This window comes from Streptomyces sp. RK9 (assembly GCF_045070545.1).
Taxonomy (GTDB): Bacteria; Actinomycetota; Actinomycetes; order Streptomycetales; family Streptomycetaceae; genus Streptomyces; species Streptomyces alboflavus.
This window is the reverse complement of the sequence record NZ_CP173703.1, coordinates 261,035-286,212: the sequence shown is the minus strand read 5'-3', so window position 1 is coordinate 286,212 and position 25,178 is coordinate 261,035. Positions and strand designations below refer to the sequence as shown.

General features: G+C 73.6%; 25 protein-coding genes and 1 pseudogene. 13 read left to right on the top strand and 13 right to left on the bottom strand.

Annotated elements, in window-relative coordinates:
• Positions 1-171: 171 nt before the first annotated feature.
• Positions 172-1,473, top strand: coding sequence for a phytase (locus tag AB6L24_RS01285; RefSeq protein WP_405651004.1), 1,302 nt, complete (start codon positions 172-174; stop codon positions 1,471-1,473).
• Between the two features lie 105 nt (positions 1,474-1,578).
• On the opposite strand, the gene AB6L24_RS01280 is transcribed toward AB6L24_RS01285, so the two are convergent.
• A complete protein-coding gene (locus AB6L24_RS01280) occupies positions 1,579-2,694 on the bottom strand; it encodes a S1 family peptidase (RefSeq protein ID WP_405656992.1) in 1,116 nt (371 codons plus the stop codon).
• 203 nt (positions 2,695-2,897) lie between these two features.
• A complete protein-coding gene (locus AB6L24_RS01275; protein ID WP_405651002.1) occupies positions 2,898-3,329 on the bottom strand; it encodes an ATP-binding protein in 432 nt (143 codons plus the stop codon).
• Between the two features lie 193 nt (positions 3,330-3,522).
• Here AB6L24_RS01275 and AB6L24_RS01270 point away from each other — a divergent pair, with 193 nt between their 5' ends.
• On the top strand, positions 3,523-4,365 hold the full coding sequence (locus AB6L24_RS01270) for a DUF1206 domain-containing protein (protein WP_405650999.1): 843 nt from the start codon (positions 3,523-3,525) through the stop codon (positions 4,363-4,365).
• Between the two features lie 41 nt (positions 4,366-4,406).
• Here the strand turns inward: AB6L24_RS01270 and AB6L24_RS01265 are convergent, their stop codons facing one another.
• The 3 genes from AB6L24_RS01265 to AB6L24_RS01255 all read right to left on the bottom strand — a co-directional run bounded on the left by AB6L24_RS01265 (position 4,407) and on the right by AB6L24_RS01255 (position 7,418).
• Positions 4,407-5,270 carry an ANTAR domain-containing protein gene (locus tag AB6L24_RS01265; protein ID WP_405650997.1) on the bottom strand — a complete coding sequence of 288 codons (864 nt, stop codon included), beginning with the start codon at positions 5,268-5,270 and terminating at the stop codon, positions 4,407-4,409.
• A gap of 184 nt (positions 5,271-5,454) precedes the next feature.
• Positions 5,455-6,225, bottom strand: a complete 771-nt coding sequence (locus AB6L24_RS01260) for a response regulator (RefSeq protein ID WP_405650995.1) — start codon at positions 6,223-6,225, stop codon at positions 5,455-5,457.
• On the bottom strand, positions 6,222-7,418 hold the full coding sequence (locus AB6L24_RS01255) for a sensor histidine kinase (RefSeq protein WP_405650993.1): 1,197 nt from the start codon (positions 7,416-7,418) through the stop codon (positions 6,222-6,224). Before AB6L24_RS01255 ends, AB6L24_RS01260 begins: the two co-directional genes overlap by 4 nt.
• Before the next feature lie 274 nt (positions 7,419-7,692).
• On the opposite strand from AB6L24_RS01255, the gene AB6L24_RS01250 reads away from it, so the two are divergent.
• Positions 7,693-9,951 carry an MMPL family transporter gene (locus AB6L24_RS01250; RefSeq protein ID WP_405650991.1) on the top strand — a complete coding sequence of 753 codons (2,259 nt, stop codon included), beginning with the start codon at positions 7,693-7,695 and terminating at the stop codon, positions 9,949-9,951.
• On the opposite strand, the gene AB6L24_RS01245 is transcribed toward AB6L24_RS01250, so the two are convergent.
• On the bottom strand, positions 9,941-10,798 hold the full coding sequence (locus AB6L24_RS01245; protein ID WP_405650989.1) for an acyl carrier protein: 858 nt from the start codon (positions 10,796-10,798) through the stop codon (positions 9,941-9,943). The two genes, AB6L24_RS01250 and AB6L24_RS01245, sit on opposite strands and share 11 nt — an antisense overlap.
• 293 nt (positions 10,799-11,091) lie before the next feature.
• Here AB6L24_RS01245 and AB6L24_RS01240 point away from each other — a divergent pair, with 293 nt between their 5' ends.
• A complete protein-coding gene (locus tag AB6L24_RS01240; RefSeq protein ID WP_405650987.1) occupies positions 11,092-11,466 on the top strand; it encodes a hypothetical protein in 375 nt (124 codons plus the stop codon).
• Positions 11,467-11,558: 92 nt separating this feature from the next.
• On the opposite strand, the gene AB6L24_RS01235 is transcribed toward AB6L24_RS01240, so the two are convergent.
• Both AB6L24_RS01235 and AB6L24_RS01230 read right to left on the bottom strand, forming a co-directional pair.
• The gene (locus AB6L24_RS01235) at positions 11,559-13,541 is read right to left on the bottom strand and encodes a hypothetical protein (RefSeq protein WP_405650984.1); all 1,983 of its coding nucleotides are present in this window, start codon (positions 13,539-13,541) and stop codon (positions 11,559-11,561) included.
• Positions 13,542-13,670: 129 nt separating this feature from the next.
• Positions 13,671-14,216: a YceI family protein gene (locus tag AB6L24_RS01230; RefSeq protein ID WP_405650982.1), complete on the bottom strand. Its 546-nt coding sequence runs from the start codon at positions 14,214-14,216 to the stop codon at positions 13,671-13,673.
• 281 nt (positions 14,217-14,497) lie between these two features.
• On the opposite strand from AB6L24_RS01230, the gene sigJ reads away from it, so the two are divergent.
• From sigJ to AB6L24_RS01190, 8 genes and pseudogenes are all read left to right on the top strand, one after another.
• Positions 14,498-15,439 carry an RNA polymerase sigma factor SigJ gene (gene sigJ, locus AB6L24_RS01225; protein ID WP_405650980.1) on the top strand — a complete coding sequence of 314 codons (942 nt, stop codon included), beginning with the start codon at positions 14,498-14,500 and terminating at the stop codon, positions 15,437-15,439.
• 67 nt (positions 15,440-15,506) lie between these two features.
• Positions 15,507-16,055, top strand: a complete 549-nt coding sequence (locus AB6L24_RS01220) for a YciI family protein (RefSeq protein ID WP_405650978.1) — start codon at positions 15,507-15,509, stop codon at positions 16,053-16,055.
• Positions 16,056-16,189: 134 nt separating this feature from the next.
• Entirely contained in the window at positions 16,190-17,263 is a 1,074-nt protein-coding gene (locus tag AB6L24_RS01215) for a hypothetical protein (RefSeq protein WP_405650976.1), read from the top strand.
• A 2-nt stretch (positions 17,264-17,265) separates the two neighbouring features.
• Entirely contained in the window at positions 17,266-18,396 is a 1,131-nt protein-coding gene (locus AB6L24_RS01210; protein ID WP_405650974.1) for a hypothetical protein, read from the top strand.
• A 143-nt stretch (positions 18,397-18,539) separates the two neighbouring features.
• On the top strand, positions 18,540-18,725 hold the full coding sequence (locus AB6L24_RS01205; RefSeq protein WP_380850313.1) for a hypothetical protein: 186 nt from the start codon (positions 18,540-18,542) through the stop codon (positions 18,723-18,725).
• A complete protein-coding gene (locus tag AB6L24_RS01200; RefSeq protein ID WP_405650971.1) occupies positions 18,722-19,033 on the top strand; it encodes a hypothetical protein in 312 nt (103 codons plus the stop codon). Before AB6L24_RS01205 ends, AB6L24_RS01200 begins: the two co-directional genes overlap by 4 nt.
• A 108-nt stretch (positions 19,034-19,141) precedes the next feature.
• The gene (locus AB6L24_RS01195) at positions 19,142-19,468 is read left to right on the top strand and encodes a PadR family transcriptional regulator (RefSeq protein WP_405650969.1); all 327 of its coding nucleotides are present in this window, start codon (positions 19,142-19,144) and stop codon (positions 19,466-19,468) included.
• Positions 19,465-19,802: pseudogene (locus AB6L24_RS01190) on the top strand (DUF1048 domain-containing protein). Before AB6L24_RS01195 ends, AB6L24_RS01190 begins: the two are co-directional and overlap by 4 nt.
• A gap of 51 nt (positions 19,803-19,853) precedes the next feature.
• On the opposite strand, the gene AB6L24_RS01185 reads toward AB6L24_RS01190, so the two are convergent.
• Together AB6L24_RS01185 and AB6L24_RS01180 are read right to left on the bottom strand one after the other, a co-directional pair.
• Positions 19,854-21,089 (bottom strand): epoxide hydrolase family protein, encoded by a 1,236-nt coding sequence (locus AB6L24_RS01185; protein ID WP_405650967.1) that lies wholly within the window; start codon positions 21,087-21,089, stop codon positions 19,854-19,856.
• A gap of 76 nt (positions 21,090-21,165) precedes the next feature.
• Entirely contained in the window at positions 21,166-22,125 is a 960-nt protein-coding gene (locus tag AB6L24_RS01180; protein ID WP_405650965.1) for a helix-turn-helix domain-containing protein, read from the bottom strand.
• Between the two features lie 122 nt (positions 22,126-22,247).
• On the opposite strand from AB6L24_RS01180, the gene AB6L24_RS01175 reads away from it, so the two are divergent.
• Positions 22,248-23,279, top strand: coding sequence for a saccharopine dehydrogenase family protein (locus AB6L24_RS01175; protein WP_405650962.1), 1,032 nt, complete (start codon positions 22,248-22,250; stop codon positions 23,277-23,279).
• 3 nt (positions 23,280-23,282) lie between these two features.
• Here the strand turns inward: AB6L24_RS01175 and fabG are convergent, their stop codons facing one another.
• From fabG to AB6L24_RS01160, 3 genes are read right to left on the bottom strand one after another with little or no spacing between them, the layout of a single operon-like run.
• Positions 23,283-24,029: a 3-oxoacyl-ACP reductase FabG gene (fabG, locus tag AB6L24_RS01170; RefSeq protein WP_405650960.1), complete on the bottom strand. Its 747-nt coding sequence runs from the start codon at positions 24,027-24,029 to the stop codon at positions 23,283-23,285.
• Positions 24,029-24,289, bottom strand: coding sequence for an acyl carrier protein (locus AB6L24_RS01165; RefSeq protein ID WP_405650958.1), 261 nt, complete (start codon positions 24,287-24,289; stop codon positions 24,029-24,031). The genes fabG and AB6L24_RS01165 overlap by 1 nt, the downstream gene beginning before the upstream one ends.
• A 46-nt stretch (positions 24,290-24,335) precedes the next feature.
• Positions 24,336-25,145 (bottom strand): SDR family oxidoreductase, encoded by an 810-nt coding sequence (locus tag AB6L24_RS01160; protein WP_405650956.1) that lies wholly within the window; start codon positions 25,143-25,145, stop codon positions 24,336-24,338.
• Between the last annotated feature and the right edge of the window lie 33 nt (positions 25,146-25,178).

Sequence of the window (25,178 nt, the reverse complement as noted above, 5' to 3'; positions counted from 1 at the left end):
GTCGGACAGGACGCCGGGTGCGCACCGCGCGTCCGGGACGAACCGAAGTCCGCCGAGAACCGCAGCCGTCGACAGTCGCAGCGGTCGACAGCCGCAGCCGTCAAGCACCGCAGCCGTCAAGCACCGCAGCCGTCACGCGCTGCGTCCGTCAGGAACCGAAGGAGCCCTTCCGTGCCCAAGGCCCGTATCCGCAGACCGAGCGTCCTCGCCGTCGCGACCGCCCTGGCCGCGCTCGCCGCCGCGGCCCCCGCGCAGGCGCACGCGCCCGGCGCCCTGCCCGCGCTCACCCCCCGGGCCGAGACGGCGCCGCTGTACGACGACGAGGCGGGCGGCAACTCCGACGCCGACGACCCGGCGATCTGGCGGAACACCGCGGACCCGGGCCGCAGCCTGGTCGTCGCCACCGCCAAGGAGGGCGGCCTGCGGGTGTACGACCTCGACGCGCGGCAGGTGCAGCACCTGCCCGCGCCCGCGGGGCCGGCACCCGGCGACGCCCCCGGCCGCTTCAACAACGTCGACCTGGTCCACGGTCTCAAGCTGTCCACCGGCCGCGCCGACATCGCGGTCACCAGCGACCGCGGCAACGACCGGCTGCGCTTCTACCGCATCGACCGCGACCGCCCCGGCGGCCCGCTCACCGACGTCACCGACCCGGCCGCCGCCCCCGTCTTCTCCGCCGACCAGGGCGAGATCAACGAACAGCGCACCGCCTACGGCCTCGCCACCTGGACCGACCGTGCCACCGGCCGCTCGTACGCCGTCGTGAGCAGGCGGGAGCGGACCCGCGTCGCCCTCCTGGAGCTGCTGCCCGGCCGTTCCGGCACGGTCGGCTACCGCACGATACGCACCCTCGACCTGCCGTCGGCCTTCCGCCTGCCGAACGGCACCTCCTGGACGCCGTGCGGCGAACCGGGCCAACTGCCCCAGGTCGAGGGCATGGTCGTGGACCCCGCCGACGGCACCCTCTACGCGGGCCAGGAGGACGTCGGCGTCTGGAGGCTGCGCGCCGACCTCACCGGCACGCCCGCCCTCGTCGACAAGGTGCGTGAGTACGGCGTGCCCGGCACCTACGACGAGGACACCGATGAGTGCGTGCCGGGCGCCGACCCCGGCTACGGCGGCAAGCGGCTCGCCGCCGACGTGGAGGGCCTCACGCTGCTCACCGAGCGCGACGGCGACGGCTACGTCCTCGCCTCCAGCCAGGGCGACAACACCTTCGCGGCGTACGACCGCGAACGCGGCGAGGGCAACGAGTACGAGGGCGGCTTCCGTGTCACCGCGGCCTCCACGACTCTCGACGGCTCCGAGGAGTGCGACGGGGCCGCCGCCCTGAACGCCCCGCTCGGCGCCAAGTACCCGCACGGGCTCCTCGTCGTCCAGGACGGCGACGAGACCCCGCAGGCGTCCGGGCGCGAGGCCACGGGCTTCAAGTTCGTCCGCCTCGACGACGTCGTGGACGCCCTGGAGGACTGAGCGCCGCCGGGGCGCCGGCAGCCGCGTGACGCGTGCGCGGCTGCCGGCGCCCCGGGGTTCGCGTGCTCGGGCTCGGGTGCGCCGGGTCCGGGCGGACTTCCGTGATCAGGCGGTGTGCAGGCGCAGCCCGTAGCGCCCGAGTATCTCGTTCACCGGCTGGTACCACGTCTCGCCGCCGCTGCTGCAGTTGCCCCAGCCGCCGGAGGTCACGCCCTGGGCCTGGTCGCCGCTGATGAACGAGCCGCCCGAGTCGCCGCCTTCGGCACAGACGCTGGTCTTGGTCAGCTGGTGCACGACCGTGCCGTCCGAGTAGTTGACGGTCTCGTTCTTGGCGAGCAGACGGCCGCAGTGCCATTTCGTGGTGGACCCGGAGCGGCAGATCGACGACCCGACGGGCGCCTCCGCCGAGCCGCGCACGAGCTGGTCGGGGATGGTGCCCCAGCCGAGGACGACCGGAACGGTCCACCAGCCGTGCCCGATGGACACGTACGCGTAGTCGTCACCCGGGAACGACGACCCCTGGAACGTGCCCATGGCGGACCCGTCCCAGCCGCGCACCGACGCGCCCGCGCGCCCGCAGTGCCCGGCCGTCACGAAGCCGCCGTGCACCGAGAAGCCGATGGAGCAGCGGACGTTGCCGGTGTAGTACGGGTCGCCGCCGACCGTCCCCGCGGCGAAGGTCCGCGGCCCCTCGGGAACCGTCGCCACCCGCACGGGCGCGGTGGCGCGGGCCTTCCGCAGGAAGCTGCTGACATCGTTGTCGCCGCGATGTCCGGCGACGACGTCGACGACGACACGGTTGGCCTTGTGGTCGACGCGCCAACTGGCCACGCCCGCGGGCGCGTCGAGCTTGTCGACGCGGGCCTTCGCCGCGTTCAGCTCCTTGGTGCTGTGCTCGACGAGGCGGGCGTCGGCGCCGGTCGCGCGGACGTCGGCGAGGGCGCCCCGCCGTGTCACGGCGACGGTGAGCCCGCCGCGCTTCTCGTCGAACCAGGCGCCGCCGAACGCGGCACCGGCGGCCTTGCGGGCCGCCCGTTCGGTCCTGGTGGCGCGCTGTTCGTCGGCGAGCCGCTCGCGGGCGGCGGCGGGGGTCAGGCCGAGGTCGCGCTCCATGGCGTCCAGGAGGGCGGCGGAGGCGGGGGGCCGGGAGGCGGGGGCGGTGGTCGGTTCGCGGTCGGCGGCAGCGGCGGAGGAGAGCCCGGTGCCGGCGCAGGTGGCCATCAGGAGCAGGGCGGACAGGCCGAGGCGGGTGCCGCCGGCGCGTCTCGCGGATGCGGTGCGTCTCACAGTGGGGGACCTCTCGTCGTTCCAACGGGGGTGGGGTGGACCAGAGTTGCTGAGAGCGCTCTCAGTTCGTGAGGGCAGAGCGTAGGGAGGCCGCGCGGGCAAGTCCATACCTTCGGCGCGGCTCGGCTCTTCGCGGGTCAGGTCTCGCGGCGGGAGCAGGGGGAGTCGTCGGGGCCCTTGAAGCAGGCGGTGATGGTCTTGCCGTCCGCCGTGGGGTGGATGCTCCAGGTGTCCGCGAGGGCGTCCACGATGGCCAGGCCGCGGCCGCTGACGCTGCTGTCGTCCGCGGAGCGCGGCGCGGGGGATCCCGGCCCGGAGTCGTGCACGGTGAGGTGCAGCCCTTTTCCGTCCCAGGTCAGCACCACCTGGGCGCTGGTGCGGGCGTGGTGGTGGGCGTTGGTGACCAGCTCGGACACCGCGAGGACCACGGAGTCCACCGCGTCCGGGTCCGCGCGCGCCCACCCCAGGGACTCCATGTGGGCGCGGGCCCACTCGCGCCCGGCCCTGACGCCCCGGGACACAGGGAAGGACTGGGCCCAGCCGACGGCCCGCAGCGAAGCATCCGACATGACGCACCCTCACACGGTTGGTTCAGCCTGCCCTCCGGGTACCCCGCCGCGTGCGCTTCAACGGCCCCCATGTACAGGGCACGGAGGCGAACACAGGGCACGGGAGGCGAATCGGTCCTCCGCCGTCCGCCCGCCGCTCCCGCGTGGCGGATTCGCGCGCATCGTGTGGCGGGAGCGGGGCACTCGCGGGGCCATGGGATTCGACGGTGTCGTACGCGACGGGACACGGCAGGCACGCCGAGTGGCGAAGGGACGTGGTGTCGGGGCGGCGGCGCGCGCCGGATTCGTGGCGCGGGGCGTCCTCTACGCGCTCGTCGGCGTCCTCGCGCTGCGCATCGCGTTCGCCGACGACGGCGGGAAGCAGGCCGACCGGGGCGGTGCCCTGACGGAGATCGCCGACAAGCCGTTCGGGAGCGCCCTGCTGTGGCTCCTCGGGCTCGCGCTCGTGGGCATGGCATTGTGGCGGCTCTCGGAGGCGCTGTTCGGGCAGGCGGGGCCGGACGGCCACCGGGCCAGGAAGCGGCTCGCGTCGGCGGGCAGGTCCGTGTTCTACGGCGTGGTCGCCTATTCCGTGCTCGCCTACGTCACCGGGGACAAGGGCAGCGGCAGCGGCTCGTCCGACCGCCAGAGCGACGATGTGACGGCGACCGCGCTCGGCTGGCCCGCGGGGCAGTGGATCGTCGGCGCCGTCGGCGCGGGCGTGGCCGCGACCGGCGTGTGGATCGCCGTCCGGGCGGTGCGGCGCAAGTACCACAAGCACCTGCGGATGCACGAGATGTCCACCCCGGTGCGGCGGACCGTGGACACCCTCGGAGTGGTGGGCGGCAGCGGCCGGGGCGCCGTCTTCGCCGCCGCCGGGGCCTTCGTCCTGGTGGCCGCCGTGCGGCACGAGCCGGGGGAGGCCAAGGGCATGGACGACGTCCTGCGCTCGTTCCAGGAAACCCCGGCGGGCCCGTGGCTGCTCGTGGCGGTGGCGCTGGCGCTGGTGGCGTTCGGTCTCTTCTCCTGGGCGTGCGCGCGTTGGCGGCGGGTGTGAGGGGGCTCGCCACCGGGGCGTGAGCGGCCCGGCCGGTCGCGTCAGCGCAGGGCGGCCGCGGCGGTGTGGAGGTGTTCGAGGGCGTCCAGGACGCGGGTGCCGCGATGCCAGGCCAGCCAGCGGCCGACCTGCTGCCCGACGGCCTCCAACTCGTCGAGCTGCGCGCGGGTGAAGCCGAGCAGGGGCCGTTCGTGGTGCGAGGAGACCATGCCGAGCACCGCTCCGCCCGGCCCCGTCAGGGGAACGCTGTGGCAACCGCGGCTGCCCGCCCGCAAGATGGTGCGGCGGGAGTCCTCGTCGAAGATGTCCGCGACGGCCACGTCCTTCACCGTCACCTGCCGCTGCTCCTCGGCGGCCCGCGCGCACGACGTCGTCGAGTCCTGCACGAAGGCGAAGAAGTCGGTGAACTCCCGGCTCAGCCCGGTGTGTCTCTCCAGGCGCAGCATCCCGTGCTCCACCACCTGCACGTTGCCCATCCCGGTCTGGGTGAGGTGCAGGACCCGCCGCAGCGTGGACTTCAGCACGGCACCGTGCCCGCCGCGGTCGCCCTCCGGCTCCACCAGGCCGGGCAGCGGCGGCGGGCTGTAGCGGGCCCGGCCGGGAAACCACAGCTCGGCGCCCGCGTCGGGTCCGGGCACCCGGACCACCGCGTCGGCCAGTGTGTGCAGCTTGATGTTCATCTGCTGCGACGTCCGGCGCAGCAGATCGAACGCGTCGCGGGAGGAGTCGAGGCCGTAGCGGGCCCTCAGCACGTCCTGGGCCCGCTCGACGCAGGCGTGCGCCAACTGACGGTTGCGCAGGGCGGTGTCGTGCTGCCGCGGTTCCGGCACCGCGTCGGCCGCGGGCGGTGCGGTGGCCTCGCGGCCGGAGTCGTTCGGGGGCGGGTCCAGGGGGTCCTGACTCACGGTTGGGTCTCCCTCGCAGCTCGGTCACAGTACACATCGGCGGTTCGCGGACACAGGGGTGTCCGCAGATCCTCGCGGCCGAACCTTTTCCCCGCTTCAGCCGTCAAGTCACCTGTTGATGTGCCTCTTTCCCAAGCACCCGCACCACGGTAGCGGCCGTCGCCGGTCCGCGCAGGGCTCTGCGTCACGCCGCCGATCCGCCGTGCGGCCCCGACCCGGCGGCCCCCTGGCCGTCCGCCGTCCGGCCCGCCGCCTCGACCAGGCCGGACTCATAGGCGGCGATCACCGCCTGCGCGCGGTCACGGACGCCGAGCTTGCCGAAGATGCTGGTGATGTAGTTCTTGACCGTCGAGACGCTGATGTCGAGCGCCCCGGAGATCTGCGCGTTGTCGAGCCCGGTCGCGATCAGCCGCCACACCTCGACCTCGCGGGGCGTCAGTTCGGCGAGGTCCACCGCGGGCGCGGCCTGCCGGGAGCGGTGCGGGGCCCGTACGTACGTGGAGATGAGCCGCGTGAGCAGGCGCGGGGCCACGGCCGCCTCACCGGCGTGCACGGTGCGCACCGCCGCGATCAGCTCCTCCGGCGAACTGTCCTTCGGCAGGAATCCGTACGCGCCCGCGCGCAGCGCCCCCACGACGTACTCGTCCATGTCGAAGGTGCTGAGCGCGAGCACCCGGCAGCGGGGCAGCACCCGCGCCAGCTCCTCGGTCGCCCCGACCCCGTCCAGCACCGGCATGCGGATGTCCATGACGACGACGTCGGGCCGCAGCCGGTGCGCGAGCGCGACCGCCCGCTCGCCGTCCTCCGCCTCGCCGACCACCTCGAACGCCGGGTCGGGGGAGAGGATCAGGGCGAGCCCGCGCCGCACCAGGGGCTGGTCGTCGGCGATGAGTACACGGACGCGGTCCGGCGGCTCGCTCGTCGGGACGGGGGCCCGGTCCCGGGTCCCGCTCATCGGGGCAGCACCTCCCCCTCGCCCGGCGCCAGCGGCAGGCTCGCCGTCACCGCGAAGCCGCCGCCCTCCAACGGCCCGGTCGTCAGGGAGCCGCCGTGCAGCGAGACGCGTTCCCGCATGCCGACCAGGCCGTACCCGGGGCGCGCCGAACGCGACGGCGCCTTGTGCCCCGCCGGCACGAGCGTGCCCCCGCCGTCGTCGCGCACCTCCACGTCGACCCGGTCGTCGCCGTAGGTCAGCCGTACCTCGGCCCGCGCCTCGCCCGCGTGCTTGCGGGCGTTGGTGAGGGCCTCCTGGACGATGCGGAAGACGGTGAGGCCCACGGTCGGCGGCAGCGGGCGCTCCTCGCCGTGGACGCGGAAGTCGGTGGGCAGCCCCGCGAGGCGGGACTCGGCGACGATGCGGTCGAGGTCGTCGGCACCGGGTTGCGGAGACGGGGGCGCGTCGTCCGGCTCGTCGTCCGCCCGCAGTACGTCGAGGAGCTGACGCATCTCGCGCAGCGCCATGCGGCCGGAGTCCTCCAACGTGACCAGGGCGCCCCGCGCGACCTCGGGGTCGTGCGCGAGATTGGCCCGGGCCCCGCCCGCCATCAACTGCATGGTGGTGATGTGGTGGGACACGATGTCGTGCAGCTCCCGGGCGATGCGGCGGCGCTCCTCGGCCACCGCCCGGTCGGCGAGGAGCCGCCGGTTCGCCTCCACGTCCCGCTGCCAGCGGTTGACCGCGGCCGCGGCGCCGATGACGAGGACCGTGGCGAGTGCCGTGCCCACGAGGTCCATCCGCGCGGGCCACGGCCCGTTGATCCGGTCGACGAAGGGCAGCGCGAGACTCGCCGCGCCCGCCGCCGCCGTCACCCGGACACTGCCGCCGCGCACCACCGTGAACAGGGCGACGACGAGTGCCGCCGAGAGACCACGCGGCCCCGCCATGACCAGACTGATCACCGTACCCAGCGCGAGCGCCCCGCCGAACGCCGCCACCGGATGCCGGCGCCGGAACAGCAGCGGCAGCCCCGACACGGCGACCGCGGCGAGCCCCGGCACCGTGGCCGGATTGCCCTCGTCCGCACCGCTCAGGGAGTAGCCGAACACGTCCAGGGCCGTCACACCGGCGACGACCAGACCGTCGGCGCGCGACCACGGCAGCGCGACGGCCCCCGGCGCCCGCTCGACGCGGTGTCGATCCGTCAGCATCGTGTTCCCTCTCCCTTGCCCGGCTCCGCTGCCGGGCCGGTGCCGGGTGCGCTGTGACGGTCGTACGAGAACCATTGTGGCACCGGGTGTCAGGGCGGGATCCGGCCCTGATGGGGAGCTCCGGACCAGGACCAGGGTCCTGGTCGGCGGCCGGCCACGGACCCCGGTCCCGGTGCCGTTCTCGTCCCTGGCCCGGACGAGAACGGCAGGCCCCGGTGATGGTCTTGAAGACGGCCGGGGACCCCCGGTGGCAGGCCGATGCCGGAGGAACGACGTGATCCGTGCCCTGACCGGGTTCTCCACCAGACATCCATGGAAGGTGATCGCCGTCTGGTCGGTGGTCGGCGTCCTCCTGGCCCTGGTGGGCCAGGCACTCATCCACCGCGTGACCCAGACCCAGACCGGGGACTTCCTGCCGGGCAGCTACGACTCGGCGGCGGCCCTGAAGGTCGCCGAGGAGAAGTTCGGCGAGAAGCCCGACGCGAACACCGTGACCCTGCTCGTCGCCCGCGCGGACGGCAAGCCGCTCACGGTGGCCGACCAGCGGCGCGTCCGCGAGCAGACGGCGGACCTCGGCAAGCGGCGCGTGACCATGCCCGAGGACGAGGACGCCGGGCCCACGGCGTTCCTGCGCGAGGACCACTCGCAGACCCCGCGCCTGCGCCCCGGCATGGTGGCGCCCGACCGGACCTTCCAGCTGGTCTCGGTCGGTCTGACCGGGAACTCCTCCGACCCCGGCCTCCAGGACGTGTTCCGGGAACTGCGGCACGACACCGAGGCCGCCTTCGCCCGCGACGGGATGCGCACCGGCTTCACCGGCGGGATCGCCGACACCGTCGACACCGCCGACGCCGAGGAGGACACCACGAGGATCACGGGCATCCTCACCTTCGGGCTGATCGTGCTCCTCAACGTGCTCGTGTTCCGCAGCGTCCTGGCCGCGATCGTGCCGCTGATCGCCGTCGCCGTGATCGGCGGCGCGGCGGCGGGTGTCGTGGTGGGCTTCGCGCTGCTCACCGGCGTCAAGCTCGACACCTCCACACCGCAGCTCATCAACGTCGTCCTGCTCGGCATCGGCATCGACTACTTCCTGTTCCTGCTGTTCCGCTTCCGCGAACAGCTGCGGGCCCGTCCCGGACAGCACCGGCGCGACGCGGCCGCCGAGGCCACGGGCCGGGTCGGCACCGCGATCACCTCGGCGGCCCTGACGATCGTCGCCGCCTTCGCCACCCTCGGCGTCGCCTCCTTCGGGCAGTTCCGTGTGCTCGGCCCGGCCATCGCCGTGTCCGTCCTCGTGATGCTCCTCGCCAGCCTGACCCTGATGCCCGCGCTGCTCGCCGTCACCGGACGCGCGATGTTCTGGCCGTCCCGGTCCCTGCGCCGCGCCCCCGAGGAGGGCTCCGCCGGGCGGTTCGGCGCGCTCGTCGCGCGCAGGCCCGTGACCCTCGTGCTCGCCTCGGTGGCCCTCCTGGGTGCCCTGGCCGCGGGCCTGACCGGCATCAAGATGAACTACGGCCAGCCCGGCGGCCCCGACGACACCCGGGCCGCGCGGACCGCGGCGGAGATCTCACGGGCCCTGCCCGCCGGAGTGTCCGACCCGACGACCGTGTACGTCACGGCGAAGGGCGGCGCGGAACTCACCCGCGCCGACACCCACGGCCTGACCCGCGCGCTCGCCCGCGTCAAGGGCGTGGGCAAGGTCGGCGCCCCCACCCTCGACAAGGCCCGCGACGCCGCCCGCATCGACGTGTACCTGTCCGCCGACCCGCAGTCCCAGAAGGCCCGCGACCTGGTCACCGGACCCGTCCGCGACGCCGTCGACCGGCACCGGCCGGACGGCACCGAGGCTCATGTCGGCGGCACCCCGGCGATCTTCGCCGATGTCTCCGAGGCCGTGGACAAGGACCTGCGGATCGTGTTCCCGGTCGCCGCCGTCCTGATCGCGCTGATCCTCTTCCTGCTGCTGCGCAGCCTGCTCGCCCCGGTGATCCTGATGATCTCCGTCGGCCTGGGCTTCGCGGCCACCCTCGGCGCGTCCACGCTGGTGTTCCAGCATCTCCTGGACAAGCCCGGCGTCGACTTCACGCTGCCGCTGGTCCTGTTCCTGTTCGTCGTCGCCCTCGGCACCGACTACAACATCCTGATCAGCGACCGCGTCCGCGAGGAGATGGAACGGCCGGGCCCGGCCCGCCCGGCCGTGGCGCGCGCCGTACGGCACACGGCACCCGCGATCGCCACGGCCGGCCTGGTCCTCGCGGGCTCCTTCGGCAGCCTCGCGGTGAGCCCGTCCTCGGGCACCCAGCAGATCGGCTTCGCCACGGCGCTCGGCATCATGCTCTCGGCGTTCGTCCTGTCCGTCGTCCTCGTGCCCGCCCTGGCCGCGCTGCTCGGCCGCGGCATGTGGTGGCCGATCCGCCCCGGCGGGGCCGGGCGTCACAGCTCCGCGCGGCACGCCGGGGACGCGGGCCCGGGGGATCCGGTCCGGGCGGGGCATGTGCCGCCCCCGCCCGGCGAGTTCTCGGTCAGGGAGTGACGCTCCCGGCGGCCGGCCTGGTGACGTTCTTGACGGGCAGGTCCTTGCTGGCCCCCGCGATGTAGTAGTCCTTCGGCGCGGAGAAGACCACGAACTCGTTGTCGTAGCCGCGGATCTTGGCGCGGACGGTGAACTTCCCGCTCGCGTCGGTCTTGGCCTGCGCGTTGTACGCCGACTCGTAGTACGTCCGCAGGAACACGCGGGTGCCGGCGACGGGGCCGTGCCCGGCGGGCCAGGTGACCTTGCCGGTGACGACGAGGGTGTCGCCCTTGCGGACCTTGGTGCGGTTGACCTTGTACGTGAGGGTGCTGGTGACCGGCTGGGCGGCGACCCGGGTGCCGCCGAAGTAGATCTCGTTGTCGTCGGGGTCGCCCGGGTCGTAGGACGCCTGGAACTCCACGCGGTGGCGGGGGAACAGGAAGACGCTGGGCTTGTTCTCCCAGCGGTCCGCCTTGACGTCGGGGAGCGTGAAGTCGCCCTTGGCGTCCGTGCGGACCGTGCCCAGGTTCAGGGTCTCCCGCTCGGTCGGGTCGATGGGGTCGCCCCACGGGTTCCAGGTGTCGTAGAGGACGGACTTGAGCAGCACGACCGGCGCGTCGGCCACGGGGGTGCCGTCGGCGCGGGTCACCGTGCCGGTCAGGTCGACGTCCCGGTGGGCGTAGTCGGTCGTGCTCTCGCTGCTGGTGAGGCTCACCGTGTACGGGGACGGGGGAGGGTCGTCGCTCGGGCGGGCGGTGTCCGCGGCGTGGGCGGGCGCCAGGCCGAGGGAGAGGGGGGCGAGGGTGGCGAGGGCGAGCGCGGCGGTCGCGGTCAGCCGGGCGACCGGTGGACGGGTACGCAGGTGCACGGGAACTCCGTTGGTGTCGTGGGTCGGTGACGCCGGTGCTCGCGGCGATGGCTCGCCTGTGGTCCCGGCGCAGGCTTCGACACGCGGCGCGGCACGGGTGGTTGTAGGGATCGCCGAGCGTGCATGCGCCGTACACGGGGCGTTCGACGGGGAGTTGACTGCCGGTACCCTTCGCGCTCGCTGTCCGCTTCCGGGGCCGGTGCCGCGGATCCCGGTTCACCCGCGACCGGCGTGAACCGTCAGACTGGCAGCGGGTTCTTCGCTCGACATGGCTCCGTCTCCCGTGAGGATTGATGAACGTGGCAAAGATTCTGGTGATCGGACTCCATCCGAGTGCGGTCGACTACAGCCTCTTTCCTGGCCTGGACGAGGCCACCCTGATCGCACTGGTCGAGCAGGGCCTCGGGGCCGTCCGGGCGGCGGGCTTCGACGCCCTGCACTGCGCGATCGGCGTGGACCCCGACGAGGCGGAGAAGACGGTGCGCGCGGCGGTGGCCGGGCATTCCGTGGAACTGGCCATGATCGGTGCAGGTGTCCGCACGCCGGCCGAGCACACCGAGCTTTTCGAGCGGGTGATCAACGTGCTGGTCGAGCTGGCCCCCGGGATCCGCTTCTGTTTCAACACCTCACCGGAATCGACGATCGACGCCCTGCGCCGCTGGAGCTAGGGCCTGTCGTCAAACTGCCGCCTGCGGGCAACGACGGCAGTTTGACGACAGGCCCTAGCCCCGCGCTGCCGCACCCGGGACCGCCGCGGCCGCTACCGGGACTGCCCCGGGGCGGCCGCCGCCCCGGGCGGGGCCAGGGTCTCCCCGGTGCTGAGCCGGGCGCGCACCCGTGCGTGCGCGTCGCGCGGCGCCGGTTCCGCGAGGGTCCTGCCCCGCTCGGAGACGTCCACGTCCCCCGTGACGTCGATGCCGGTGACCTCGCGGCTGCCCGCGGCCAGCAGATAGCGCCTGCCGGAGTCCGCCCGCCAGGTGGTGCTCGCCACGACGTGCTGGCCGAACCGGCCGCAGGCGGCGGTGGACCGGGCGCGGGCGATCACGGGAGCCGACGCGGTGTCCCGTGCCGCCGGTGCCTTGAACTGCAGGAGCACATCGCCCGGGCCGCGCCAGGTGGTGGCGCGGGCGCAGGACCACAGGGCACGCCCGTCGTCCTCCGGCAGGTCCTGCTCGGCGAAGTCCCAGACGTTGACCGACCGCGTGCCCCTGCGCAGCTCGGGCAGCTGGCAGGCGGTCCGGGCCCAGCCGGCGAGCGCCTGCGGGCTCATGGCCTCGCGGGGCTGGCGGGCGGGGGCGCCGGAGCCGGGCAGCGGCGTGTACGTGAGGTGGACGGGCAGCAGGCCGCCGAGGTCGGTGACCAGGAACGCGTGCTTCTCCACGATGCGTGAGGAGGAGCGCAGCTGCAGCGCGGGCCAGGCGTCGCAGGACCGGCCGATGGCGGGGTCGGGCACGGGCGCGGTGATCCCGTCGGCCGAGACCTTCAGGGGCGTGCTCGCGTCGTCGGGGCGCAGCAGGTCACGGGTGTGTGTCTCGGCGATCCACGGCGCGGTGAGGTACCGGGTGCGGCCGTCGTCACGGCTGACGGCGACCGCGGCGGCCGTGGTCACGTCGGCGTTGTCGGCGCGGGCGAAGTCGAGGGCGGGCTCGTCGCCGGAGGAGTTCTCGCTGTAACGGATGACGCGCTCCGCGTCGTGGAACAGCACGACGGTACGGCCGCCGACGACACCGGCGTACAGCAACCGCGGTGCGCGGCCCGGCGGTTCGGTGGACGTGGCCGGGGCGGACGTGACGCGCACGCCCCGGCCGGGGCGTGCCCAGACGGCGAGGGCGCGGACGAGCAGGGCGCGGTCGTCCGTCCGCGGCCCCCGGGGCGGCCAGGCGGTGAAGTCGACGCGGGCGGTGTCGGCCCACTCCGCGGCGGGGGCGCGGCGCAGCCGGTCGGCGGCGGCCGCGGCGGGCCCGGTCGAGGGGGCGGACTCCCGGTCGGCCTTCGCCTCCAGGCCGGTCAGGACCAGGCCGCTGAGGAGCAGCAGCGCCACCGCCGCCCAGACGAGCCGGGCCCGGCGCCTGCGCCGCAGCAGGTCGGTCGGCCTGGTCTGCACGGAACAGGCGTCGAACTCCCGGGAGCGCAGCAGCGTTTCGGCCGCCGGGCCCGCCATCTCCTCCAGGCGGTACGAGGCACGCAGCGCGTCCCCGGGCCGCTCGGCGCCCGCGGCGTCGAGCAGCTCCACGACCTCCGCGTCCGCGAGCCCGTCGAGGCGCCGCAGGACGAACGCGGCGCGGGCGGCGGGGGAGACCTGGGCGCAGGCCTGCCCGAGCGTGACCTCGTCGACCCCGCCCGCCCGCGGGAACAGCCGCAGCCCCCACACCACGGGCAGCACCAGGGTCAGCGCCCTCGGCGACGGCAGCCGTTTCGGCCAGCCGCGAGGACGCCGCTCGTACGCCAACGCCGCCCGTACCACGCGCAGCAGCAGCCAGGTGGCCCCGGCGGGCCCGCCTCCGGTGCGCTGCGCGGGGACCCGCGCGACCGTGTCCCGGGAACGGAAGCCCCAGGGGCCCGGCAGCGCGCGCTGCACCAGGGCGTGCGCGACGAGGACCCGGCGGTGCCGGGAGAGCGCGACCGGAAGGATCAGATAGGCGAGGCGCACCAGGTTGGTGTAGCGGTCGACGAGGGCCGCCTCGGCCTGGCCGAGAGAGATCCGCTGCGCGGGACCCGAGGTGCGGGCGTCGGACGTGGACATGGAGAGGCCGCCTCCCAAAGGCTGATGACATCGGCCGCTGCCCTCCGTCAAACGAGTGAATCTTGGGATGGTCACAGCCCGCGCCGCGGTACGCCGGCGGGCCGGCGTCACGCCGATGTGACGGGTGGGTCAGGAGCGGCGGACCACGACGATGTCGAACTCCAGCGTCACCTTCGCCGCGACCATGACCCCGGTCGCGGCGTTCCAGTTCACGCCCCAGTCCTTGCGGTTGATGGTGACGCCGCCCCGGAGGCCGACGCGGATGCCGTCCGCCGGGTCGTGCTCGGCGCCGGTCAGCTCGACGTCGACGGTGACCGGCTTGGTCACGCCCCGGACGGTCAGATCACCGGTGACCTTGAAGCGGGTCCCGTCGACCTGTGCCACCCGGGTCGACAGGAAGGTGATGAACGGGTGGGCGTCCGCGTCCAGGAACTTGGCGCGCAGGGGCTCGTCGCGCTTCGGGTGGTGCGTCTCGATGCTCGCGGCCCGGACGGTCAGGTCGGCACTCGACCGCGACAGGTCGTCGCCGTCCAGGTGCGCGCCGCCCTCGAACGAGTCGAAGTGGCCGCGCACCCTGGTGCCCATGGTGTGCCGGGCGACGAACCCGACCCGGCTGCGGGCGGCGTCGAGGACGTAGTCGCCGGCCAGCTCGCTGAGGGCGGTCGTGGTGGTCATGGCGGGTTGCTCCTAAGGGGCGAGGGGTGGGGCGGGGAGGTGGTGGGGCAGACGTCGCGCGGAGGTCGCCGCCGACGTCGCCGCGACATCTCATCCGACGACACAGCCCGGCGGGATGTGAGCCCGGAGGAGTCCGGGCGCGCCCAGGCGCTGCCCGCGCACCCCGTCCGTGACGCCGCCGCGCGCCCCCGGTCCGGCCGCCGACGCGCCGATCTCACATTTCGCGGGCCTGTCCCGTCGTACGGGTGACAGCGCACGCGACCGAGGGAGCCGACCGCACCATGACCACCCCTTCCGACTCCGGACCCGGCCTGCTCGACCCGGGCCTGGACGCGATCATGAGCGAGCGGCGGCAGCTGATCGGTGTCGCGTACCGGCTCCTCGGCTCGCTCGCCGACGCCGAGGACGTGGTGCAGGAGACGTACACGCGCTGGTACGCCATGTCCCGGCAGCGGCAGGAGGCCGTCGCGTCGCCCGGGGGCTGGCTGACGAAGGTCGCGAGCCGCATCTGCCTCGATCTGCTCCGCTCGGCACGGGTCAGGCGGGAGAGCTATGTGGGCGAGTGGATCCCCGAGCCGCTGCCCGGCCGTGCGGAGTGGGTCGACGGGCGGTCGGGCGCCGCCACGGCCACCGCCGACCCGGCGGACCGGGTCACCCTCGACGAGTCGATCACCATGGCGTTCCTCGTCGTCCTGGAGTCGATGACCCCGGCCGAACGTGTCGCGTTCATCCTGCACGACGTCTTCCGCTACTCCTTCGCTGAGGTGGCCGACATCGTCGGCAGGACCCCGGCGGCCTGCCGTCAGCTGGCCTCGTCGGCCCGGCGCCGGGTCCGCGACTCGGCGGCTCCCGCGACCCCGGCGGCCCAGCAGGCGGGCATCGTGCGGGACTTCAGGCAGGCGTGGGAGGCCAAGGACCTGACCGCCCTCATCGGCCTCCTCGACCCCGACGCCCTGGCGACCGGCGACGGCGGCGGCCGCGTCGCCGCCTCGCTCCACCCCGTGGCAGGCGGCCCGCAGATCGCCCGCGGCCTGATCGACATCGTCGGCCGGGTGCCGGACCTGGTCTTCCTGGAACGCACGGTCAACGGCCGCCCGGGGCTGGTGGCGCAGCAGGACGGCGCCACCGTCGGGGTGTTCGCGTTCGACGTCGCAGGGGACCGCATCACGCGCATCTGGGCGGTACGGAACCCGGAGAAGCTCAGGCCCTGGACGACGGGTTGACATCCAGGGCAGCCACCGCCGCGAAAGGGAGTTGAGCCGCTCCCTCGCCCTGGGAGAAGGTCTGACCATGGAATTCCTGTGCTACCACCGCGACCGGCCCGGCTCCCTCCCCCTGCGTGAGGAACTGCAGGAGGAGCACTGGTCCTACATGGACGGGTTCGCGAAGGAGCTGATCGCGCGCGGCCCGACCTTCGCCGCCGACGGCGAGACGCCCACCGGCAGCGTGCACATCGTCGACGTCCCGGACGCCACCACCGCCCGCGCGTTCGCCTTCGACGAGCCCGTGTACCAGGCAGGCGGCTTCCGCGACGTGCTCGTGCGGCGCTGGCGGAACCTCCTGGGGCGCACGATGTGGGACTTCCCCGGCGGACTGACCGGCGGCAACCGCTACTTGGTCCTCGGCCTCGGCTCCGGACCGGCCGCCGACACCGAGGTGACGCCCGACCGGGACGACCTGATCGCGTACGGTCCGCTCCTGTCGGACGACGGCTCCGCCTGGCTGGGCACGGCGGTGCTGATCGAGGCCCCGGACGCGGACGCGGCACGCGCCGTCCTGACCGCGGACCGGTACGCCGCCGTCGAGGTCCACGACTGGGAGTGCGGCGGACGCCGCTGACGCGCCTGTGCCCACGGCACCGCGGGACTCCTGGAGCCGACGGCCCCCAGAGGTGACCGTGATGGCCGAATGCCGTCTGTTCACGGGTGGGCGACGCCAATAGGCTCTGCGACCTTCACGTCGTGGGGGGTCTCGTGAACGGTCTCCGTGCGCTCCTGGTCTGCCTCGTGCTCGCCTGTGCCGCGGTGGTGTCGCCGGCCGCGCCCGTGCCGAGGGCCGCGGCGGCGACGCCGGGCTGGTCGGCGCTGCCCGTGCCCGCCGCCGCCTCGCCGGTGACGGTGCGGGACCTCGCCGCCCGCGGGCCGCGCGAGGCCTGGGCGACGGGCTACGAAGGCGATTTCACCGGCATGAAGCCGCTCCTGTACCGGTGGGACGGCGCGCGGTGGAGCCGGGACGCCACCTTCCCCGGCGCCGGCGGGCCGGGCTGGCTCGGCGAGGTGCAGTTCGTCGGCGACGAGGTGTGGATCCTCCACAACCGCGACGGGGAGGGCGAGATCCTGCGCCGCTCGGCGGCGGGGGAGTGGAGCGCCGTCCCGCTGCCGCAGACCCTGTGGGTCTACCAGGACTTCACCGCCGTACCGGGCGGCGCCTGGGTGGTCGGTGAGGACAGCACGGGACTCAAGGTGCTGCACTACGACGGCTCCCGCTGGACCACGGAGTCCACCCCGGACGACGTGCTGTTCCTGATGGGGGTCACGGCCCGCACCTCCACCGACGTCTGGGCCTGGGCGAGCACCCGCACCGGCGAGCGGACCGTCCTGCGTCACGACGGCACGGGGTGGCGGTACGCGGACGTGCCGCTGCCGCCGAACAGCAACGTGCACACGATCCTGCCCGAACGCTCCGGCCGGGTCACGATCGGCGGCAGCCAGTACACCGACGGCGTGGCGCGCACCTATCTCGCGACCTGGAACGGCCGTGCCTGGCGCACCACTTACCCGCCCCTGGGCGACACCTACACCGAGGACATGGTGCGCGGCCCGGACGGCGCCCTGTGGGTGCAGATGCGCAGCGACCGCGCGTTCCAGTCGAAGTACGCCCGCGTGGACGGCCCCCGCACCACCTTCAGCCGCGGCCCGGAACGCACGAACGCGATCGACGTGAAACCCCAGGCGCTGACGCGGGCCGGGTCCACGCTCCTTTCCATCGGCACCGTCGAGATCTACGGCTCGAAACCGAACCTGATGAGCGAGCGCCTTGGAGGCTGACCATGGCACCGAGACCGACCATGGCCCGCAGACTTCTCGTCGCGGCCCTCGCGGTCGCCATGACCGTCGTGGCCGTCATGTCCTCGGCCGCGGCACAGGCCCCGTCCTGGCAGCACGTTCCGGTCCCGGCGCAACTGCGCCCGCAGAGCGGCCTGAACGAGGCCGCGGCGTTCGGCCCCGACCGGGCCTGGGCGGTGGGCGCCGACGCCGTCGGCCGCGAGGCGCCGGGCTTCCCGCTGGTGCTGCGCTGGGACGGCGGCGCGTGGCAGCGCCAGAGCCTGCCCGGGATCCGCTGGCAGGGCGAGCTGCTCTCGGTCGCCGGGACCTCACCGACCGCGCTCTGGGCCGTCGGCCGCGACTCGGCGGGCGGCAGCCGCCTGCTCCGCTTCGACGGCAGGTCCTGGCGTGACAGCCGGCCGCCGAGCGGGGTCCGCCTCGACAAGGTCGTCGCGGGCGGCGGTGAGACCTGGCTGATCGGCGGCCGGGAGGGCGGCGCGCAGGCCCTGCTGCGCTGGGACGGACGCGCCTGGCAGGACCTGCCGGTGCCGCCGGGAGTCGTGTACGGCCTGCACATCAAGGCGGCCGACGACGTGTGGGCCGCGGGCGCCGCCAACGACGGCGCGGCCGTGGCGCACTGGGACGGCAAGGCGTGGCAGCAGACCCGCGTGGACGGGTTCCCGCGGTCGGCCGTCGGCAGCATCCTGGCGGTCTCGCCCACCGAGGTGTGGGCGGGCGGCACCGGTGGGTTCGTCGGCGGCCCGCCGGGCAAGCCGATTCCACCCCTGCTCGTCCGCTTCGACGGGCAGTCGTGGCACCGGGTGGCCATACCCGCCGACTTCGGCGGGATCACCTCGCTGGTGCCCGGCGCCTCCGGCGAGCTCGGCTGGATCGCGGTGGCCCGCTCGCTGAAGTGGGGCCCGCCGGGCAGCACGCCGCCGCTGATCCCCGGGCCCGACTTCCTCGCCTGGAACGGCCAGTCCTTCGCCGAGCACAGCGAACCGGTCGTGGCCGGGGAGGGCGACTCCTCGACGCTGCGTCTCGCGGCGGTGCCGGGCACGGCGACGGTGTGGTCGGTCGGCCGGGCCGGGGGGCCCGAGGGCACCTTCGCCCCGCGGATCCTGCGGTTCGGCTGAGCCGCGGCCTCCGGCGCGGCGACCGGTGTCTTCCGGTGCGGCGACCGGTGCCGTCCGGTTCCGCCGAGCCGTCGTACCGGACTCCGTCCCTCTCTCACCAGGAGCCCTGTCCTGACACCACCTGTGCCACTACATTTGGTGTCATGACTGCCATCACTCTGCGGATCCCCGACGCGATGGACCAGCCGCTGCGCGACGCCGCGGCCGACGCGCCGTCGCTGAACGACTACATCCTGCGCGCCGTGCGCCGACAGATGACGCTCGACGCCGGCCGCAAGCTCGCCCTGATCGCGCCGCTCGACCTCGACGGCGAGGGCGACTCCCTGTGACGATCGGCAAGGGCGACGTCTGGGACGTCGACACCGCCAAGGGCAACCGCACGGTGCTCGTCGTCAGCCTCGACGGCCTCGCCGAGGCCTACGGCGCCGTGGTCGCCCTGGTGCTGCACGCCCCGGCCGTGCACCCCGACACCGCGATGAGCGTGCGCCTGACCGCACCGGTCGACGCCTCGGTCGTCGCCGTCAACGTCCTGCAGCTCTCCGCGTCCCGCTTCGAGACGGGCACGCTGCTCGGCAACATCGGCCCCGAGCAGCAGTCCCTCGTCGACAACGCGCTCCGCGCCGTACTCGACCTCTGACACACAGGCATCCCGCCGCCGTGCCCCCGGCCGCCCCGCTGCTCCGTGATGCTGTGTAGTGGTACTCGGTACTACGCAGTACTGGAGGATCCGGAAGGGAGGCCCGCGATGGACGACCTGACCGAGATGTTGAAGGGCACGCTCGAAGGCTGCGTGCTCGAGATCATCAGCGGCGAGGAGACCTACGGGTACGCCATCACGCGTCGGCTGAACGAACTCGGCTTCACCGACGTCGTCGAGGGGACCGTCTACACCATCCTGCTGCGCCTGGAGAAGAACGGGCTCGTCCAGGTGACGAAGAAGCCGTCCGGGATGGGTCCCCCGCGCAAGTTCTACGCACTCAACGACGCGGGCCGCGAAGAACTCGGGAGGTTCTGGGTGAAATGGCAGTTCCTCTCCTCGCGCATCGACAAGCTCAAGGAGGGCGGGAGATGACTTTCTGGGAAACCATCACCGGCAGCGATCTCACCAGGGAGTACAAGGCGTTCGAAGCCCGGGCCACGGCGCTGCCTGTCGAACATCAGGACGCGTGGGAGCAGACCAAGCTGCACCTCACCCCCTACGGGGACCGGTCGAATTGCCCGACGGGCCGCTGCTCCCGGGGATCGTCGACTTCTTCGAAGGGGGAGTCGCGGCCGGAAAGGGCGTCCTGGAACTCATCGGCGACGACGTCGCCGCCTTCTGCGACGACCTGATCAAGGAATCCCGCACCAACGCGGACGTCTATCAGGAGTCCCTCGGCGGGAAGCCCGGCACGCCCGGGACGTAGGACCGCCCGGCAGCCGGAGCGCGTGAGACGGCGGGCGCCGGGACGGCTCTCTCAGCGCCCGCCGCCCGCCTGCGCCCGCAGCTCCCGGAAGAACCGACGCACGTCGTCGACGAGCAACTGCGGCTGCTCCATCGCCGGGAAGTGCCCGCCCCGGTCATGGTTCGTCCACCGCACGATGTTGTTGGTCCGGTCCGCGATGTGGCGCAGCGGTACGAAGTTGTCGTGCGGGAAGACGGCCAGCGCCGTCGGCGTCGGTGAGGGCAGTGGCCGGGTCCCCTGATAGTCGGCGTGTGCCCGCTCGTAGTAGATGCGGGCCGCCGAACCGGCCGTGCCGGTGAGCCAGTACAGCATGACGTTGGTGAGCATCTGGTCGCGGTCGACGGCCTCCTCCGGGCGCTCACGGGAGTCGGTCCACTCCTTGAACTTCTCCACGATCCAGGCCAGTTGGCCCACCGGCGAGTCCGTCAGGCCGTACGCCAGGGTCTGCGGGCGGGTCGACTGGATGTCCGCGTAGCCCTGCCGGTCCCGGCTCCACGCCTGGAAGCGCGCCCACGACTCCAGGGTGCGCTCGCGCTCGGCCACGCCGAGGGCCGCGAGCTCCGCCGCGTCGGGTTCCCGGGTGGGGGTAGCGTTCGGCAGCAGGTTCAGGTGCACGCCGATGACCCGGTCCGGCCGGATCCGGCCCAGCTCGCGCGAGATCGCCGCCCCCCAGTCGCCGCCCTGGACCCCGTACCGGTCGTGGCCGAGGCGCTCCATCAGCTGCCCGAATGCGGCCGCCACCCGCTGGAACTCCCACCCCGTGTCCCGGGTGGGGCCCGAGAAGCCGAACCCGGGGATGCTCGGCAGGACCAGGTGGAAGGCGTCGGCCGGATCGCCGCCGTGCCCGCGCGGGTCGGTGAGCGGGCCCGCGACCTCGATGAACTCGGCGATCGACCCCGGCCAGCCATGGGTCATCAGGAGCGGTGTCGCGGCGGGCTCGGGGGAGCGGACATGGGCGAAGTGGACGGTGGCGCCGTCGATCTCCGTGGTGAACTGGGGCCATTCGTTCAGCCGTGCCTCCGCCGCCCGCCAGTCGTACGTGTGCCGCCAGTGGTCCGCGAGTTCCCTGAGGTAGCCGCGCGGAATGCCGTAGTCCCAGCCCACCCCGGGCAGCTCGTCGGGCCAGCGGGTCCGGTCGAGGCGTTCGTGGAGATCGTCCAGGGCGTCCTGGGGGACGGCGATGCGGAACGGGTGGAGGGGCTGGCTGGTGGAGATGGCGGTGCTCCCGGGGTCCGGCGACGTCGTCATGCTCCGGGATGGTACGGGTGCCGGTCAGGACGCCCGCAGGGCAGGTTCCCGACGACGGCGACACCGTACGCGCCGCTCACACGCCCTGGTCGGGGCCGGACCGGATGCGGAACGTACGGCGGTAGGTGTCCGGCGGCACCCCGACCGTCCGGTTGAAGTGGCGGCGCAGCGTCGTGGCCGTGCCCATGCCGGTGGCCTCGGCGACGGCGTCGACGCTGTCGTCGGTGGTCTCCAGCAACTCCTGGGCGCGGTGGATCCGTTGCGTCAGGAGCCACTGCAGCGGCGTCGTGCCGGTCGCCGACCGGAACTGCCGGGTCAGCTGGCGAGAACTCATCCGCGCCCGGCGCGCGAGGTCCTCCACGGTCAGCGGCTCGTCGAGCCGCTCGACCGCCCAGGCGCAGAGCGCGGCGAGCGGATGGTCGGGCCGGGTCGGCACCGGCGTGGCGACGAACTGGGCCTGGCCGCCGTCCCGGTGGGGCGGGACGACCAGGCGGCGGGCGACGGCGTTGGCCGTCGACGAGCCGTGGTCGAGACGGACCAGGTGCAGACACAGATCGAGGGCGGCGGCCTTGCCCGCGGAGGTGAGCACGCTCCCGTTGTCCACGTACAGGACGTCCGCGTCGACCTCCACCCGCGGAAAGCGCTCGGCGAGCACGTCGGTGTGCGCCCAGTGCGTCGTCGCGCGCCTGTGGTCCAGGATCCCGGCGGCGGCCAGCACGAACGCGCCCGTGCACAGGGACGCCACGCGCGCGCCCGCCTCGTGGGCCGCGCGCACCGCGCCGATCAGGTCGGCGGGCGGGGCGACGTCGACGTCCGCCCAGGCGGGGACGATCACGGTGTCGGCGTGCCGGATCCGGTCGAGGCCCGCGTCGGGCTCCAGCGTGAACCGGCCGACCCGCGCCGCGCCCGAACCGCACACGACGAGGTCGTACCACGGCCCGGGCACGCTCGGCGGAGCGGAGCCGAACACCTCGTACGCGACGGTGAGTTCGAACGGCATCATGCCGTCGGTGAGGGCCAGCGCGACAGTTCCCATGTCGGAAATTGTACGGGGCATGTCGTTCCAGACACTCGTCGAGCCCGCCCGCGCCCGCCAGGATGGTCGTAGTGGATCACACGGAGACACGGGCAGACGGAGAACGGGGAGAGGTCGAGGTCATGGGTAGGGGACAGCGGGTGCTGGTGTTCGGCGCGTACGGGCACACCGGGCGGTTCGTGGTGGCGGAGCTGCGGGACCGCGGCTTCGTGCCGGTCCTGTCCGGCCGCGACGCGGACAAGCTGCGCGCCCTCGCCGCGGCGCACGAGGGGCTCAAGGCCCGCCCGGCGACGGTCGACGACGCGGACGCGCTGGACCGCGCGCTCGCCGGCACGGCCGCCGTGATCAACTGCGCCGGGCCCTTCGCGACGACGGCCGGCCCGCTCATCGAGGCGGCGCTGCGGGCGGGCATCCCGTACGTGGACGTGGCGGCCGAGATCGAGGCCAACGCCGACACGTTCGCGCGGTACGCGGACCGGGCCCGCGCCGAGGGCGCCGTGATCGTGCCCGCCATGGCCTTCTACGGCGGCCTCGGCGACCTCCTTGCCACCGCGGCGCTCGGCGACTGGACGGCCGCCGACGAAGTGCACCTCGCGTACGGCCTGAGCAGTTGGCACCCCACCGCGGGGACGCGCACCGCGGGCGCGGTCTCCCGGGAGCGCCGCGACAGCCGACGCGTCCTCTACACGAACGGGCGCCTGGAGTACCGCGACGACCAAGCACCCACCCTGAAGTGGGACTTCCCGGACCCGATGGGCACCCGGGCCGTCATCGGGGAGTTCACGATGGCCGACGCCGTCACCATCCCCAGCCATCTGCCCGTGCCCGAGGTGCGCGGCTACATGACGGTCGAGGCCGTCCGGGACCTCGCGGCCCCGGACACACCGGCGCCCGCCCCGGTCGACGCCAGGGGGCGCTCCGCGCAGACCTTCCTGCTCGACGTCGTCGTGCGCTCCGGCGGCGAGGAACGCCGTGCCGTGGCGCGGGGCCAGGACATCTACGCCGTCAGCGCGCCCCTCGCCGTGGAGGCGGTCGAGCGTGTCCTCGGCGGGAGGACCAGGACGACCGGGGTCGCGTCGGCGGGCGAGCTGTTCGACGCGGAGGACTTCCTGCGCGCGCTGTCCCCGCACGTCTCCTTCGAGCTGTTCCGGTAGGCGTCACAGCGAGAAGCCGCCATCGACGCCGAGGACCTGCCCCGTGATGTAGGCGGCACGGCGGGACACCAGGAAGGACACCAGGTCGGCGACCTCGTCGGGGGTGCCGGGGCGGCGCAGCGGGATCCTGTCGAGCTGCTCCTTGCGCTTCGCCTCGCCGAGGCCGTCGGTCATGTCGGTCGTGATCATGCCGGGCGCCACGCAGTTGGCCCGCACGCCGAACCGGCCGAGCTCCTTCGCGATCGACCTGGTGAACCCGATGATCCCGGCCTTCGACGCCGCGTAGTTCGACTGGCCGACGTTGCCGTAGATGCCCGCGACCGAGGAGATCGTGACGATGGTTCCGCTGTCGTGCCGCATCAGGGAGCGCGCCGCGGCACGGCAGACGTGGAACGTGCCGTCGAGATTCGTGCGGACCACCGTGTCCCACTCGTCGTGGGCCATCCGGGCCAGCTGCCGGTCGCGCACGACACCGGCGTTGGCCACCACCGCCCCCAGGGGGCCGAGTTCGGCCTCGGCCGCGGACACCAGTTCCTCGGCCTGGCCCGGGACCGAGACGTCGGTCCTGCGGGCGAGCACCCGCGCGCCGGCGCGGCGTGACTCGGCGGCGACCTCGTCGGCCTGCTCCCGGCTGGAGAGGTAGCAGAACGCCACGTCGAAGCCGTCGGCCGCGAGGCGGCGCACGACGGCCCGCCCGATGCCGCGCGAGCCGCCGGTGACGAGCGCGACCGGCCTGTCCCCTTCGGTCATCAGGTCGCCCCGACCTTGGCGGTGACGAGCCGGTGGATGGTCGTCAGCGACGTGAGGTCCGGGATCTCCTCCTCGTCGATCTTGATGCGGTACTTCTTCTCGATCTGGACGGCGACCTCCATCGCGGTCAGGGAGTCCACGTCGAGGTCGTCCTTGAGGTGGGCCTCGTCGGTCACTTCTTCGACGGGGAGTTCGAGCTCTTCGGCGATCAGCGCGCGCAGGTCCTCGAGATCGACTCCGGCTGTCCGGTGGTCCGCCATGGTGCGGCTCTCCTTTCGATCGCTGTTCGGACGACTCGGTCGCGGTTCACACGACGAGGGCTTCTCCGCCGTCGACTCCGATGACGTTTCCGGTGAGCCACGACGAGTCGGAGGAGGACAGGGTGACGATCGCCTCGGCGACGTCCTCGGGACGGGTCAGCCGACCGCCGGGGTTGATCTCCCGGCAGTGGGCGATGAGCTTGTCGCTGCCCGGGATCTTCCGCAGGGCCGGGGTGATCGTGGTGCCCGCCCGGATCGCGTTCACCGCCACGCCCCGGGGCGCGAGTTCCACCGCGAGGTCGCGGACGTGGGCCTCCAGCGTCGCCTTCGCCGCCGACACGGGCGCGTAGCCGGGAAGGACCCGGGTCCCGCCCGCGCTGGTCATGGCGAAGACCTTCGCGCCGCGCGGCAGCAGCTCCGCCTTCACCAGGTCCTGGATCCAGTACACGAGGCTGTGCCCCATGACGTCGACCGTCATCGTGAGCTGCTTGGGCGTGACCTCCGGGGCCTCGCCCTCCCGGCCGCCCGTCGTCGGCAGGAGGGACGTCAGCGTCCCGTAGGCGACCGAGTGCAGGACGACCCGGGTCCCGGCGCCGGACGTCAGGTCGCGGATGACGGGGACGAGCTCGGCGCGGGCCTGTCCCGCCGCGACATTGCGGTTGAAGAAGTGCGCCTCCACGCCGAGTTCACCGAGCGACTCGGCGTGCTCCAGCGCCCGCTGCTGCCCCTCGGCCAGGTCGAAGTGCACCCCGATGATGTTGCAGCCCGCGTCGGCCAGGGCCCGCGCGGTCTCCTTGCCCATGCCGCTGGAGACGCCGAGGACCAGGGCCCAGGATCCCTTGAGGGGAACGAACATGGCTTTCCTCCCTGCTGGTCGGGGCCGAGACGG